The 12,754-nt window shown below is 44.1% G+C and carries 15 protein-coding genes; 14 read left to right on the top strand and 1 reads right to left on the bottom strand.

The genetic code is table 11. The annotated features are described in order from the left end of the window. The first annotated feature begins 124 nt into the window (after positions 1–124). Positions 125–1,069 (top strand): 23S rRNA pseudouridine(955/2504/2580) synthase RluC, encoded by a 945-nt coding sequence (rluC, locus tag R8O70_RS10610; RefSeq protein WP_021033985.1) that lies wholly within the window; start codon positions 125–127, stop codon positions 1,067–1,069. A 58-nt stretch (positions 1,070–1,127) separates the two neighbouring features. On the opposite strand, the gene R8O70_RS10605 is transcribed toward rluC, so the two are convergent. Then, positions 1,128–1,709 (bottom strand): Maf family protein, encoded by a 582-nt coding sequence (locus R8O70_RS10605; RefSeq protein ID WP_054577644.1) that lies wholly within the window; start codon positions 1,707–1,709, stop codon positions 1,128–1,130. Between the two features lie 149 nt (positions 1,710–1,858). Between R8O70_RS10605 and yceD the strand changes: the two genes are divergently transcribed. From yceD to R8O70_RS10540, 13 genes are all read left to right on the top strand, one after another. After that, positions 1,859–2,383 carry a 23S rRNA accumulation protein YceD gene (yceD, locus tag R8O70_RS10600; RefSeq protein ID WP_005387307.1) on the top strand — a complete coding sequence of 175 codons (525 nt, stop codon included), beginning with the start codon at positions 1,859–1,861 and terminating at the stop codon, positions 2,381–2,383. Positions 2,384–2,442: 59 nt separating this feature from the next. Beyond that, positions 2,443–2,613, top strand: coding sequence for a 50S ribosomal protein L32 (gene rpmF / locus R8O70_RS10595; protein WP_005396978.1), 171 nt, complete (start codon positions 2,443–2,445; stop codon positions 2,611–2,613). Positions 2,614–2,623: 10 nt separating this feature from the next. After that, positions 2,624–3,649, top strand: a complete 1,026-nt coding sequence (gene plsX / locus R8O70_RS10590; RefSeq protein WP_017633846.1) for a phosphate acyltransferase PlsX — start codon at positions 2,624–2,626, stop codon at positions 3,647–3,649. Positions 3,650–3,654: 5 nt separating this feature from the next. Further along, complete coding sequence (locus tag R8O70_RS10585) at positions 3,655–4,605, top strand: beta-ketoacyl-ACP synthase III (protein ID WP_017821385.1); 951 nt, start codon at positions 3,655–3,657, stop codon at positions 4,603–4,605. A 75-nt stretch (positions 4,606–4,680) separates the two neighbouring features. Beyond that, on the top strand, positions 4,681–5,604 hold the full coding sequence (gene fabD, locus R8O70_RS10580) for an ACP S-malonyltransferase (protein WP_005387313.1): 924 nt from the start codon (positions 4,681–4,683) through the stop codon (positions 5,602–5,604). Positions 5,605–5,649: 45 nt separating this feature from the next. Then, complete coding sequence (fabG, locus tag R8O70_RS10575; RefSeq protein ID WP_031781117.1) at positions 5,650–6,384, top strand: 3-oxoacyl-ACP reductase FabG; 735 nt, start codon at positions 5,650–5,652, stop codon at positions 6,382–6,384. Between the two features lie 246 nt (positions 6,385–6,630). After that, positions 6,631–6,864, top strand: coding sequence for an acyl carrier protein (gene acpP / locus R8O70_RS10570; RefSeq protein ID WP_004406112.1), 234 nt, complete (start codon positions 6,631–6,633; stop codon positions 6,862–6,864). Between the two features lie 93 nt (positions 6,865–6,957). Beyond that, positions 6,958–8,208: a beta-ketoacyl-ACP synthase II gene (fabF, locus tag R8O70_RS10565; RefSeq protein ID WP_005372948.1), complete on the top strand. Its 1,251-nt coding sequence runs from the start codon at positions 6,958–6,960 to the stop codon at positions 8,206–8,208. 107 nt (positions 8,209–8,315) lie between these two features. Then, positions 8,316–9,131, top strand: coding sequence for an aminodeoxychorismate lyase (pabC, locus tag R8O70_RS10560; RefSeq protein ID WP_206959650.1), 816 nt, complete (start codon positions 8,316–8,318; stop codon positions 9,129–9,131). Beyond that, positions 9,128–10,144, top strand: coding sequence for an endolytic transglycosylase MltG (gene mltG, locus R8O70_RS10555; protein WP_086046933.1), 1,017 nt, complete (start codon positions 9,128–9,130; stop codon positions 10,142–10,144). The genes pabC and mltG overlap by 4 nt, the downstream gene beginning before the upstream one ends. After that, positions 10,141–10,773, top strand: coding sequence for a dTMP kinase (gene tmk / locus R8O70_RS10550; RefSeq protein WP_005387350.1), 633 nt, complete (start codon positions 10,141–10,143; stop codon positions 10,771–10,773). The genes mltG and tmk overlap by 4 nt, the downstream gene beginning before the upstream one ends. A gap of 24 nt (positions 10,774–10,797) precedes the next feature. Then, positions 10,798–11,760 carry a DNA polymerase III subunit delta' gene (locus R8O70_RS10545; RefSeq protein ID WP_258624422.1) on the top strand — a complete coding sequence of 321 codons (963 nt, stop codon included), beginning with the start codon at positions 10,798–10,800 and terminating at the stop codon, positions 11,758–11,760. Continuing rightward, positions 11,751–12,518 (top strand): TatD family hydrolase, encoded by a 768-nt coding sequence (locus R8O70_RS10540; RefSeq protein WP_005372957.1) that lies wholly within the window; start codon positions 11,751–11,753, stop codon positions 12,516–12,518. Before R8O70_RS10545 ends, R8O70_RS10540 begins: the two co-directional genes overlap by 10 nt. The last annotated feature ends 236 nt before the right edge of the window (positions 12,519–12,754 follow it).

Raw genomic sequence — 12,754 nt, 5'->3', positions numbered from 1 at the left:
GATTGAGAGTTTTAATAATTTAAACAAAAGCTTGGCGAAATTTAGACCAGTATGTGCCACGGAGTGTTTCTTTTACGACAAGAATAATGTGAAGTCGCACGAAATTGAGTTTACAATACCGCCCATGAACGAAATAAGAACAAAAGTCCAGTTCGTCGATATCGACGAAGATATGGCGGGTCAGCGCATTGATAATTTTTTGCGCAACCAATTAAAAGACATTCCTAAAAGCATGATTTACCGAATTGTGCGTAAGGGCGAAGTGCGCGTAAATAAAAAGCGTATAAAAGCAGAGTACAAGTTAAAAGCAGGCGATCTCGTTCGTATTCCACCGGTGACCGTCGAGAAAAAAGATGACGATGTCGCACCAAGTACGAAACTTAACAAAGTCGCTGAGTTGGAAAATATGATTATCTTCGAAGATGATCATATGTTGATTCTAAACAAACCATCTGGCACCGCTGTGCATGGTGGCAGTGGTTTAAAGTTTGGTGCGATTGAAGCGCTTAGGGCTCTGCGTCCTCAAGCTCGCTTTCTTGAACTTGTGCATCGTATTGACCGTGATACTTCAGGGATTTTGCTGGTTGCTAAGAAGCGTTCTGCACTTCGTCACTTGCAAGCCCAGTTTCGTGAAAAGACAGTAAAGAAGTTTTACTTAGCTCTTGTCATGGGGCAATGGAAAAGCAGTTGTAAGGTTGTGAACGCGCCACTGCTCAAAAACGAAGTGAACAGTATTGTTCGTGTTAACCCTAATGGTAAGCCGTCAGAAACGCGTTTTAAGATTTTGGAAAAGTTCGAACAAGCTACATTGATTCAGGCGAGTCCGATTACTGGTCGAACTCACCAAATCCGAGTTCATACGCAATACACTGGTCACCCAATCGCTTGGGATGATCGCTACGGTGATCGTCGCTTTGACGCTTACACAGGTCAAGTTGGTTTAGATCGTTTGTTCCTACACGCGGCAAACATCAAGTTCCAACACCCATCAAATGATGAGTGGATGGAAATCAACGCACCGATGGAACCGAAACTAGAAAAAGTGTTGGCGGGTTTAAGAAACGCGTAACCATGTTTTCCTCGCGGATGCAAAAGGGAGCCTGTGGCTCCCTTTTATCGTATTTGGGTTAAAGGACATCGAGTCCTTGAACATGCAACATATCAATCAAATCAATCAATGGTAGTCCGACAAGTGTGTTCGGGTCTTTACCAACTAATTTCGTAAACAAGCAAATTCCCATGCCTTCGCTTTTAAAGCTGCCTGCGCAGTAAAAAGGTTCTTCCCTGTCGACGTAGCGTTTGATTTGTTCAAGCGTTAAATCTCTAAAGTGCACCTCGAAAGAATCAAAGCCGACTTCTGTATGGTTTGTGACGGTGTTATGTACCGCAAGACCAGTATAGAAAGTGATGACTTTTCCACTTTGAGCCAAAAGTTGATTTATCGCGTTATCTCTATTTAAAGGCTTGCCAACGATTTCACCATTAATGACACAAACTTGGTCACTGCCGATAACTAAACTTGCTTTATCCGTCTGGCAAGATATTGCTTTCTCTTGGGCCAGTCTCTGCACAAGTTCAGTTGGCGTTTCTTGGTCAAAAGGTGTTTCATCGCAATCAGGTGATAAACAAACGAATGGTAGTGAGAGCTTTTCAAGCAGTTGTTTACGAAAAGGGGAAGTTGAGGCTAAAACCAGTTGGTAATTTTTCATTTTGAATTACAATTCGTGGGAGCATTTCCAATAGGATAATCGATCAAAAATGATTCTGGCTAATGCTCTGTATGTTAAGCGCAAAAAAGTACAACTTTTTTGCCTTTTTCTTTGACTAATTTTGATTTGGAAGATAATATTCGCGCCCTATGCAAAAGGTAAAAATACCGCGAACGGTTGACCCAGCTAAAGCTGCACAGAAACGATTGGATTACGATGGCATCATCCAAGCTAGTCTTTTCAAGCGCTTAGTGGAAACAACTGAAGGCGTAAAACGCGACGCAGAAGTCTCATTGTCATTTGGGATGGATGAACAGCGACTCGTTGTTATCTCTGGTAAAGCTAACATCGAAGTCGATTTAGAGTGTCAGCGTTGTAATGAGGTATTCGCACATGAGTGCGAAGTTGAATTCCTTTCTACTCCTTACTACGGTGAGAAAACAGAACAGGAAGCACCAGAAATTTATGATTTGGTAGATCTAAATGAATATGGTGAATTAGACCTCATACAACTTGTTGAAGACGAGTTCATCTTAGCATTACCTCAAATTGCGATGCACGATGAAGCGGATTGTAGCGTTGATTCAAATAACATGGTTTTTGGTGAGATTCCTGAAGAAATTGAGGAAGAAAAACCGAATCCATTCGACGTTTTGAAAAGTCTGAAAAAGTAATAGGTGTGGTAGCCGATTCTTCTTCAGGTTTTTAACCCAATAGTATAGGAGTAGGGTCAATGGCCGTACAGAAAAACCGTAAAACTCGTTCTAAGCGCGGTATGCGTCGTTCACACGATGCGCTAACTACAGCTGCTCTATCTGTAGACGCGACTTCTGGTGAAACTCACCTACGCCACAACGTAACTGCTGAAGGTTACTACCGTGGTCAAAAGGTTATCAACAAGTAAGGTTGAACCTTTGCAAAGTATTACCGTTGCACTTGATGCAATGGGCGGGGATTTCGGTCCACGCGTAACAGTGCCTGCCGCCGTGCAGGCACTGTCTCATTTCCCAGAGCTAAAAGTGATTCTTATTGGTGATCAATCTCTGATCACGTCTCAATTATCTCAACTCGGTACCTCGACCAGTTCCCGCTTGACTATTCTTCACAGCGAGAAAGTTATCTCGAACTCAGAAAAACCTTCATTGGCGTTGCGTAATAGCCAAAATAGTTCTATGCGTATGGCTATCGATTTGGTTTCTGAGCAGAAAGCGGATGCTTGTGTTAGTGGTGGCAACACCGGTGCATTAATGGCACTATCGCGTTTCATTCTTAAGTTACTTCCTGGCATTGAACGTCCTGCTTTAGTTTCCGCTTTACCGACGATTACCGGAAAGCGCACTTGGATGCTAGATCTGGGGGCGAATGTATCGTGCGATGCTGATAGCTTGTTCCAATTTGCTGTAATGGGCAGTGCATTAGCTGAAGAACACTTGGGTCGTCCTCCTCGCGTTGCTGTACTCAATATTGGCGCAGAAGAGATTAAAGGTAACGATTTAGTCAAACGTTGCGCAGAAATGCTTTCTCAGACCGATGCGATTAACTTTGTCGGTTATATTGAAGGTAATCAAATTTTGCATGATGTTGCTGACGTCATTGTTTGTGATGGATTTGTCGGCAACGTATGCTTAAAAGCCAGTGAGGGAACAGCTCAACTTTTTATCGAAAAAATTAAAACCAGCATAATGGCATCAACGATAAAGGGTTGGATAGCTAGAAAGTTGTTTTCTAGGCTGTTTAATGAACTAAAAACACTGAACCCCGACCAGTATAACGGCGCAAGTTTGCTAGGATTGCGCGGCATTGTCATAAAAAGCCATGGAAGTGCGGATGTATCTGCGATTGTCAATGCACTTGGCGAGGCAGTACACGAGGTCAAACGACAAGTACCAAGCCGTATTAGCGATCGTTTGGAAGCGGTTTTACTCGAGAGGCATTATTAGTCTTCATGTATAGCAAAATTTTAGGTACTGGCAGCTACCTGCCATCTCAGGTGCGTACAAACGCAGATCTAGAGAAAATGGTAGATACAAGTGATGAGTGGATCGTTGCTCGCACGGGTATTAAAGAGCGTCGAATTGCTGCAGAAAACGAGACTGTAGCAGACATGGCATTCTACGCAGCTGAAAACGCTATCGATATGGCGGGTATTGATAAAAACGATATCGACCTGATTATCGTAGCCACAACGAGCAGTAGCCATACTTTCCCTTCATCTGCGTGTCAGGTGCAGGCAAAGCTTGGCATTAAAGGTTGTCCAGCTTTTGACTTAGCCGCTGCTTGTTCTGGTTTTGTGTACGCATTATCTGTTGCAGACCAACATATCAAATCTGGTATGTGCAAAAACGTACTTGTGATTGGTTCAGATGCTTTGTCTAAAACGTGTGATCCGACAGACCGTTCAACCATTATCCTATTTGGTGATGGTGCCGGAGCCGTTGTCGTAGGCGCTAGCCAAGAGCCTGGCATTATCTCTACCCACATATACTCGGATGGTCAATTCGGAGAGCTTCTAAGCCTACCTGTACCTGTGCGGGGGCAAGATGCGGATAAATGGCTTCATATGGCTGGGAACGAAGTATTCAAAGTCGCTGTCACTCAGCTATCGAAACTAGTAAAAGATACGCTTGAAGCCAACAACATGCATAAGTCTGAACTAGACTGGCTAGTGCCGCACCAAGCGAACTACCGCATTATTTCAGCGACAGCGAAGAAACTTTCGATGTCACTAGACCAAGTCGTGATTACACTTGATAAACACGGCAACACATCAGCTGCGACGGTGCCAACAGCACTAGATGAAGCGGTACGTGATGGTCGTATTAAACGCGGTCAAACTCTGCTTCTTGAAGCGTTTGGCGGCGGATTCACTTGGGGCTCGGCCCTTGTGAAGTTCTAAGTTTCACAAGAATTCAAAATTTAAGGTGCACTTGGTGCATCTTATTTCTTTTTACTTTGCTTAAAGGAAAACAACATGAGCAAGTTTGCTATCGTATTTCCAGGTCAAGGTTCTCAAGCTGTAGGTATGCTTGCAGAACTAGGCGAACAATATGACGTAGTAAAACAAACATTTGCAGAAGCATCTGACGCACTAGGTTACGATCTATGGGCGCTTGTTCAAAATGGACCTGCAGAAGATTTAAACGAGACTTTCCGTACTCAACCAGCTTTGCTAGCTTCATCTGTTGCAATCTGGCGTGTATGGCAGGAACTTGGCTTAGAGCAACCAGCAAACCTAGCCGGTCACAGCCTAGGTGAGTACTCAGCACTTGTATGTGCGGGTGTTATTGACTTTAAAGAAGCCATCAAGCTGGTTGAATTACGTGGTCAACTTATGCAAGAAGCAGTACCAGCTGGTACTGGCGCAATGTACGCGATTATCGGTTTGGCTGATGATGCGATTGCAAAAGCGTGTGAAGACGCAGCGCAAGGCGAAGTGGTCTCTCCAGTAAACTTTAACTCGCCTGGTCAAGTCGTTATCGCTGGTAGCAAAGACGCAGTAGAGCGAGCTGGTGCGCTATGTAAAGAAGCTGGTGCGAAGCGTGCGCTTCCTCTTCCTGTTTCAGTACCTTCACACTGTGCACTTATGAAGCCAGCAGCGGAAAAACTTGCTGTAGCTCTCGAGTCTATCGAATTTAACTCACCACAGCTGCCAGTTATCAACAACGTTGATGTGGTTGCTGAGACAGATCCTGCAAAAATCAAAGATGCGCTTGTTCGTCAGCTACATAGCCCAGTTCGTTGGACTGAGACAGTTGAACTGATGCACGAACAAGGCGTAGAAAATCTTCTTGAGCTTGGTCCTGGTAAAGTTTTAACAGGTCTAACAAAACGTATCGTGAAAACGCTAACTGCAGCCGCAGTGAATGATATCGCATCGCTAGACGCTGCGAAGTAATCCATCAAGCGATAAATTTGCGATAAGAAAAGGAAACACAACATGATGAATCTAGAAGGTAAGATCGCGCTAGTTACCGGCGCAAGCCGTGGTATTGGCCGCGCGATCGCGGAACTTCTTGTCGAGCGAGGTGCTACGGTTATCGGTACTGCTACTTCTGAAAGTGGTGCGGCTGCTATCAGCGAGTATCTTGGTGATAACGGTAAAGGCTTAGCGCTTAACGTGACTGATGTCGAGTCTATCGAAGCGACATTAAAAACGATCAACGAAGAATTTGGTGTGATCGATATTCTGGTGAATAACGCTGGTATTACTCGTGACAACCTATTGATGCGCATGAAAGATGATGAGTGGAACGACATCATCGATACCAACCTAACGCCAATCTACCGCATGTCTAAAGCGGTTTTACGCGGTATGATGAAAAAACGTGCGGGTCGTATCATCAACGTAGGCTCTGTTGTTGGTACCATGGGTAATGCTGGTCAAACTAACTACGCAGCAGCGAAAGCGGGCGTGATTGGTTTTACTAAATCAATGGCTCGTGAAGTTGCGTCTCGTGGTGTAACAGTGAACACTGTTGCTCCTGGTTTCATCGAAACTGACATGACTAAGGCACTAAATGATGACCAACGTGCGGCAACATTGTCGAACGTGCCAGCAGGTCGTTTAGGTGACCCACGTGAAATTGCATCAGCAGTAGTTTTCCTTGCTTCTCCTGAAGCAGCGTACATTACTGGTGAAACTTTGCATGTAAATGGTGGCATGTACATGGTTTAATGCGACAGTTTATGCAAAATAAGCTATTTTACATTGTGAAAAATAGCCTATAGTTGCAGTTAACTGTCATGAACTTGTCATGCTTATGCGCAAGATTTGTGCATGATTTAAGTCAAAAATGTATTGAAATTCGGTTAAATTCGCTAATTTTGTGGTTTGACCAGCAAGGACCCCCTTGCAACTTTCAATAGTTCGAATAAACTACGGAATCATCGCATTAGGCGAAATCTGTAAAGGAAAAGAAAAATGAGCAACATCGAAGAACGCGTAAAGAAAATCATTGTTGAACAGCTAGGTGTAGACGAAGCAGAAGTTAAAAACGAAGCTTCTTTCGTTGACGATCTAGGTGCTGATTCTCTAGACACTGTAGAACTAGTTATGGCTCTAGAAGAGGAATTCGACACTGAGATTCCTGACGAAGAAGCTGAGAAGATCACTACTGTTCAAGCTGCAATCGACTACGTAAACAGCGCTCAGTAATTAGCTCTCCCAGGCGGTCTCCTAGACCGCCTGTGTTCTTTCTAACTTCTTCTATCCTCTCATAGAAATATTCAATTCCCGGAGAATTATATCGTGTCCAAGCGTCGTGTAGTTGTCACTGGCATGGGTATGTTGTCACCGGTAGGCAACACAGTAGAATCATCTTGGAAAGCCCTGCTAGAAGGTCAAAGTGGTATCGTAAATATCGAGCACTTTGATACTACGAACTTCTCAACTCGTTTTGCAGGTCTTGTTAAAGATTTCGATTGCACAGAGTACATGTCTAAAAAAGATGCTCGTAAGATGGACCTTTTCATCCAGTACGGCATTGCAGCGGGTATTCAAGCTCTTGATAACTCTGGCTTACAAATTACCGAAGAAAATGCGGCTCGAGTTGGTGTTGCTATCGGCTCAGGCATTGGCGGTCTTGACCTTATCGAAACTGGCCATACTGCATTAGTAGACAAAGGCCCTCGCAAAGTTAGCCCATTTTTTGTTCCTTCGACCATTGTAAACATGGTTGCAGGTAACCTATCTATCATGCGTGGTCTTCGTGGTCCAAATATCGCGATTTCTACCGCATGTACTACTGGCCTGCATAATATCGGCCATGCAGCACGTATGATTGCCTACGGCGATGCAGATGCGATGGTTGCTGGTGGTGCAGAAAAAGCTTCTACGCCTCTTGGCATGGCTGGCTTCGGTGCAGCTAAAGCACTATCTACTCGTAATGAAGAGCCTCAAAAAGCGTCTCGCCCATGGGATAAAGGCCGTGATGGTTTTGTTCTAGGTGATGGTGCTGGCATGATGGTGCTTGAAGAGTACGAACACGCAAAAGCACGTGGCGCGAAGATTTACGCAGAACTGGTTGGTTTTGGTATGTCTGGTGATGCTTACCACATGACATCTCCAAGCGAAGACGGCTCTGGTGGTGCACTTGCGATGGAAGCGGCGATGCGTGACGCTAACATCACAGGTACTCAAGTAGGTTATGTGAATGCTCACGGTACTTCTACTCCTGCTGGTGATGTTGCAGAAATCAAGGGCGTGAAACGTGCTCTTGGTGAAGAAGGTGCGAAGCAAGTTCTTGTGTCTTCAACTAAGTCGATGACGGGTCACCTATTAGGTGCTGCTGGCTCTGTTGAAGCAATTATCACGGTTATGTCTTTGGTTGACCAAATTGTTCCGCCAACCATTAACCTTGATGATCCAGAAGAAGGTCTAGACATCGACCTTGTGCCGCATACAGCGCGCAAAGTTGAAGGTATGGAGTACGCTATCTGTAACTCGTTTGGCTTTGGTGGTACAAACGGTTCTTTGATCTTCAAGAAGTTCGCTGAGTAACACTATCTAACCTAATTTAGATAAGCGAAACTTGTATTCTAACGGCTCGATGCTTAGCATTGAGCCGTTTTGTTTTATTTGTTGTCTGCTAATTTGAAGGTACGTGAATGTTTTGGGTAAATGGAGTTCCGCAAACGCATGTAGAGCTAGGTGATCGCTCATTCCAATACGGTGATGGAGGCTTTACCACCATCCTGACCCAAAATGGAGAGTTGGTTTACTGGCAAGAACATACTGAGCGCATGAGTGCTTGCCTTGACGCTTTGAAGATCTCTTCACCTGACTGGAAAGTTGTGCATGATTGGGCAAGCAAAGCGGTTTTATCTGACGCACGAGCGGGGGTGAAGATTCACGTTAGCCGCGGTATTGGCGGGCGAGGGTATAGCCCTAATGGGATTGAAGGCCCTATCGTGACGATTTCCAATTTTGCGTTTCCTTCTCATTATTCATCTTGGCAAGAACAAGGTGTGGACTTGGGCGTTTGTAATACTCGTCTAGGGATTCAACCTTTACTTGCTGGACATAAGCACAACAACCGTTTAGAGCAGATTCTCGCCAAGGCTGAAATCGACAATACAGAGTTTGCAGATGCAATAACGTTAAATGTGCAAAACCATGTCATTGAAACTACAATGGCCAACCTTTTTTGGGTTAAAGGTAATAAAGTATTTACGCCGGAGCTGACCTTATCAGGCGTTACGGGCGTAATGCGTCGTAAGGTGCTTGAGTTACTTAAAGTAAGTCATATTGAAGTCATCGAGGGGCGTTTTATACTTCCAGATTTGCTGAGTGCTGACGAGGCTTTCATGTGTAACTCAATATTAGGTATCGCACCTATTCGCAGCATAGTGACATCGAACTCTAAGACTATATTTCCGATAGGAAAATTGACTCAACGACTGCAAGGGAATTTAACTACGTGATTAAAAAACTGTTGGCTTTTGTTGTGCTGATCGCAGTGATAGGCGCAGCAGCTGTTTTTTATATAATTTCACAGGCTAAACAATACGTTGAAAAGCCTATTCTATTGGAACAACCTCAGCTGTTTACTGTAGAAAGTGGTACAAGCTTTCATCATGTCATGCGCGCCTTAGTTGAAGATGAGGTGATTGAAACATCGGAGTACATCCGTTTAATTCCTCACTTATATCCAGAATTGTTGCAGGTGCGAGCGGGTACTTACCAACTTGAGCCTGGTATGTCGCTTTCGCAAACATTGGAGCATCTGAATACTGGAAAAGAATACCAGTTTGCGATCACTTTTGTTGAAGGCAGCCGCTTTTCTGAATGGGTAGATCAACTAAAAAGTGCTCCTTATTTAAAGCATGATTTAACCGATCTTTCAGAAAAAGAAATGGCTGCGAAGCTCGGAATTGAGAGAGAAAAGCTAGAAGGGTTGTTTTTAGCAGAAACCTACCATTACACAGCGGGTACGAGTGAAAGCCAGTTATTAAAACGAGCGCATCGAAAACTCAATAAAATACTGGACGCTAGCTGGGAAGCTCGTCAAGAAAAGCTGCCATTACAGGATAAATATGAAGCCTTGATTCTCGCGTCTATCATAGAGAAAGAGACGGCTATTGATTCTGAGCGTGAGCGCGTCGCTTCTGTGTTTATCAACCGATTGAACAAACGCATGCGGTTACAAACTGATCCGACAGTTATTTATGGTATGGGTGACGCCTACGATGGCAACATTCGTAAGAAAGATTTGCGTACGCCGACACCATATAACACCTATACCATCAATGGATTGCCACCAACACCGATTGCGATGGCTGGTGAAGCTTCCATTGAAGCGGCTTTGAATCCAGAAAGCAGCAACTATTTATATTTTGTAGCAAGTGGAAAGGGCGGACATGTATTCTCGAAATCCCTTGCTGAGCACAACCGTGCTGTTCGTGCCTATTTAAGAGAACTAAGAAAGAACAAATGATGAAAGCAAACTTTATTGTCGTTGAAGGCCTAGAAGGCGCGGGTAAAAGCACTGCGATTAAAACCGTTTTAGATACGCTAAAAGCGGCCGGTATTGAGGATATCGTAAATACCCGTGAGCCAGGAGGCACACCGCTAGCAGAAAAAATGCGCGCTCTGGTGAAAGAAGAGCACGAAGGTGAAGAACTTAAGGACATGACGGAGTTGCTTCTTCTGTACGCTGCACGTGTTCAGTTGGTTGAGAACGTGATCAAACCAGCTTTGGAAAACGGTCAGTGGGTGGTTGGTGACCGACACGATATGTCGTCGCAAGCTTATCAAGGTGGTGGCCGTCAGATTGACGCATCGTTAATGAAAAATCTCCGGGATACAACGCTTGGTGATTTTAAACCTGCTCTCACTCTCTATATGGATATTGACCCTCGTGTTGGGCTTGAGCGTGCGCGTGGGCGTGGTGAGTTAGATCGTATAGAGAAGATGGATATTAGTTTCTTCGAGCGTACACGTGAGCGTTATTTGGAGATTGCTCATGCCGATCCTTCCATCGTTATCATTAACGCAGAACAGACGATTGAAGGCGTGTCGCGTGATATTCGGGACGCTCTAAACGAGTGGCTAGCTCGTCAATAAGTGAAATGTAAATTTAGGTGACTCATGTTAAATGATTATCCATGGCTACAGCCAATATGGGATAACCTCAAAGTAGGGTTAGAGTCGGACAGAATACCAGGTGCGCTTTTATTACAAAGCGATCAGGGCTTAGGCATCGAAAAACTTATCGAGTTTTTTAGCCAAGCGCTTCTTTGCCAAAATTACGCGAGTGAAGCATGCGGTTTTTGTCATAGCTGCCAGCTAAATCAATCTCAAAACCACCCTGATTTACACTGGACCAAGCCAGAGAAAGAAGGAAAGGCGATAACGGTGGACCAAATTCGCGCTTGTAACCGTCTTGCTCAGGAATCATCTCAGCTTAATGGTTACCGCCTATTTGTAATAGAACCGGCGGACTCTATGAACGAGTCGGCATCGAATGCGCTGTTAAAGACGCTAGAAGAGCCTGGGGCAAAGTGCTTGTTTTTGCTCGTTACCCACAATCAGGAGCGTCTGCTCCCAACGATTCGTAGCCGTTGCCAACACTGGGTTGTTGCGCCTCCGTCAGCGGAACAAGCAATGCAATGGATGCACGAACAAGGGGCGAAGCAAGTTCCTGCTTATGCTTTAAAACTGAATATGGGCTCTCCAATAAAAACATTGGATGCGTTAAATAATGGTGATCTCGAAGCTTACTTGGCTTTTGAACGCAGTTTTATTAAGGCAATGTCTTCGCCTGTTTCAGACGTTTCTGAGTGTGCTTCTTTAATCGCTAAACACTCAGAGCAATCACTAGACTGGGCATGGTATTTACTGACAGATGCTCAGAAAGCGCAGTTTGGTGTATCAGAAGCTCAAATGCTTCCGGGCGCGACAAAGTTTCAACCGGACAACTATAACGGTTTGTACTCATCAGCGAAGGCGCTGATGAACCTGAAAGCTCAGGTGCAAGCCTTTCCTGGCCTGAACCTTGAGCTACTATCAATGAATTGGTTAATTGAATCACGAGAGGCATTATGTTCGTAGATTCTCATTGTCATTTAGACAAATTGAATTACGACGATCTCCACATCAATGTGGAAGACGTTATTAACAAAGCTAAACAAGCAAACGTAACTGAGCTACTTTCTGTTGGAGTAACGCTGGATTCTTTCCCGAAAATGATGGAAATGATCGAGCCTTATGACAATGTTTATGCTTCGTGCGGTGTGCACCCACTTGATGTTGAAAGCGACTTTTCGATGGACGTATTGCGCCACCATGCGTCGAATGCAAAAGTCGTCGCTATTGGCGAAACGGGTTTAGATTATCATTACAAGCCCGAAACGGCCGCGTTACAGAAAGAGCGCTTTGAGCAACACGTTGATCTTGCAGTGGAGCTCAACAAACCTTTAATTATCCATACCAGAAACGCACGTGCGGATACTCTAGATATTTTGCGTAAGGGTGGGGCAGAGAAATGTGGTGGTGTTATCCACTGTTTTACAGAAGATCTTCCATTTGCTGAAGCTGCACTGGAGCTGGGGTTTTATATTTCTATCTCGGGGATTGTTACTTTCCGTCAAGCTACAGAGTTAAAAGAAGTGGTGAAGACTCTACCTTTAGAGAAGCTTCTTATTGAGACAGATTCTCCTTACTTGGCTCCTGTCCCTCATCGTGGCAAAGAGAATCAACCCGCTTACGTTGTCGAAGTCGCTTCTTATATTGCGCAACTCAAATCGTGCTCTCTTTCTGAAGTGGCACAAAAAACCACCGAAAACTTCCGAAATCTTTTTTTGCGATGAAAAAATAATAAGAGCATAAAAAAGGAGCTTAGGCTCCTTTTTTGTTGATAAAAACAACAGATACGCTCACGAGTTTAATGTTTACTAAAAATGTTGATTTAATAACATTCAAAAATCACAAATGTAATTTTGTTACTAAAAATAACATTGAGGCGTATTTTATTTACGCCTTAAAATTAATTATATAAATAATTAATTCTTTATAAAACAGTAATATAAGTGAAATGCAAACCTTT

Origin of the sequence: Vibrio sp. 779(2023) (genome assembly GCF_033344285.1) — a bacterium.
Classification (GTDB): Bacteria; Pseudomonadota; Gammaproteobacteria; order Enterobacterales; family Vibrionaceae; genus Vibrio; species Vibrio alginolyticus.
Note: the sequence above shows the minus strand (reverse complement) of the source record. Positions and strands in the feature narration are given on the sequence as shown.

Coding starts and splice junctions, on each gene's coding strand:
- rluC (WP_021033985.1), top strand. CDS start 125: ATGAACGAAATAAGAACAAAAGTCCAGTTCGTCGATATCGACGAAGAT.
- R8O70_RS10605 (WP_054577644.1), bottom strand. CDS start 1,709: ATGAAAAATTACCAACTGGTTTTAGCCTCAACTTCCCCTTTTCGTAAA.
- yceD (WP_005387307.1), top strand. CDS start 1,859: ATGCAAAAGGTAAAAATACCGCGAACGGTTGACCCAGCTAAAGCTGCA.
- rpmF (WP_005396978.1), top strand. CDS start 2,443: ATGGCCGTACAGAAAAACCGTAAAACTCGTTCTAAGCGCGGTATGCGT.
- R8O70_RS10585 (WP_017821385.1), top strand. CDS start 3,655: ATGTATAGCAAAATTTTAGGTACTGGCAGCTACCTGCCATCTCAGGTG.
- fabD (WP_005387313.1), top strand. CDS start 4,681: ATGAGCAAGTTTGCTATCGTATTTCCAGGTCAAGGTTCTCAAGCTGTA.
- fabG (WP_031781117.1), top strand. CDS start 5,650: ATGAATCTAGAAGGTAAGATCGCGCTAGTTACCGGCGCAAGCCGTGGT.
- acpP (WP_004406112.1), top strand. CDS start 6,631: ATGAGCAACATCGAAGAACGCGTAAAGAAAATCATTGTTGAACAGCTA.
- pabC (WP_206959650.1), top strand. CDS start 8,316: ATGTTTTGGGTAAATGGAGTTCCGCAAACGCATGTAGAGCTAGGTGAT.
- tmk (WP_005387350.1), top strand. CDS start 10,141: ATGATGAAAGCAAACTTTATTGTCGTTGAAGGCCTAGAAGGCGCGGGT.
- R8O70_RS10545 (WP_258624422.1), top strand. CDS start 10,798: ATGTTAAATGATTATCCATGGCTACAGCCAATATGGGATAACCTCAAA.
- R8O70_RS10540 (WP_005372957.1), top strand. CDS start 11,751: ATGTTCGTAGATTCTCATTGTCATTTAGACAAATTGAATTACGACGAT.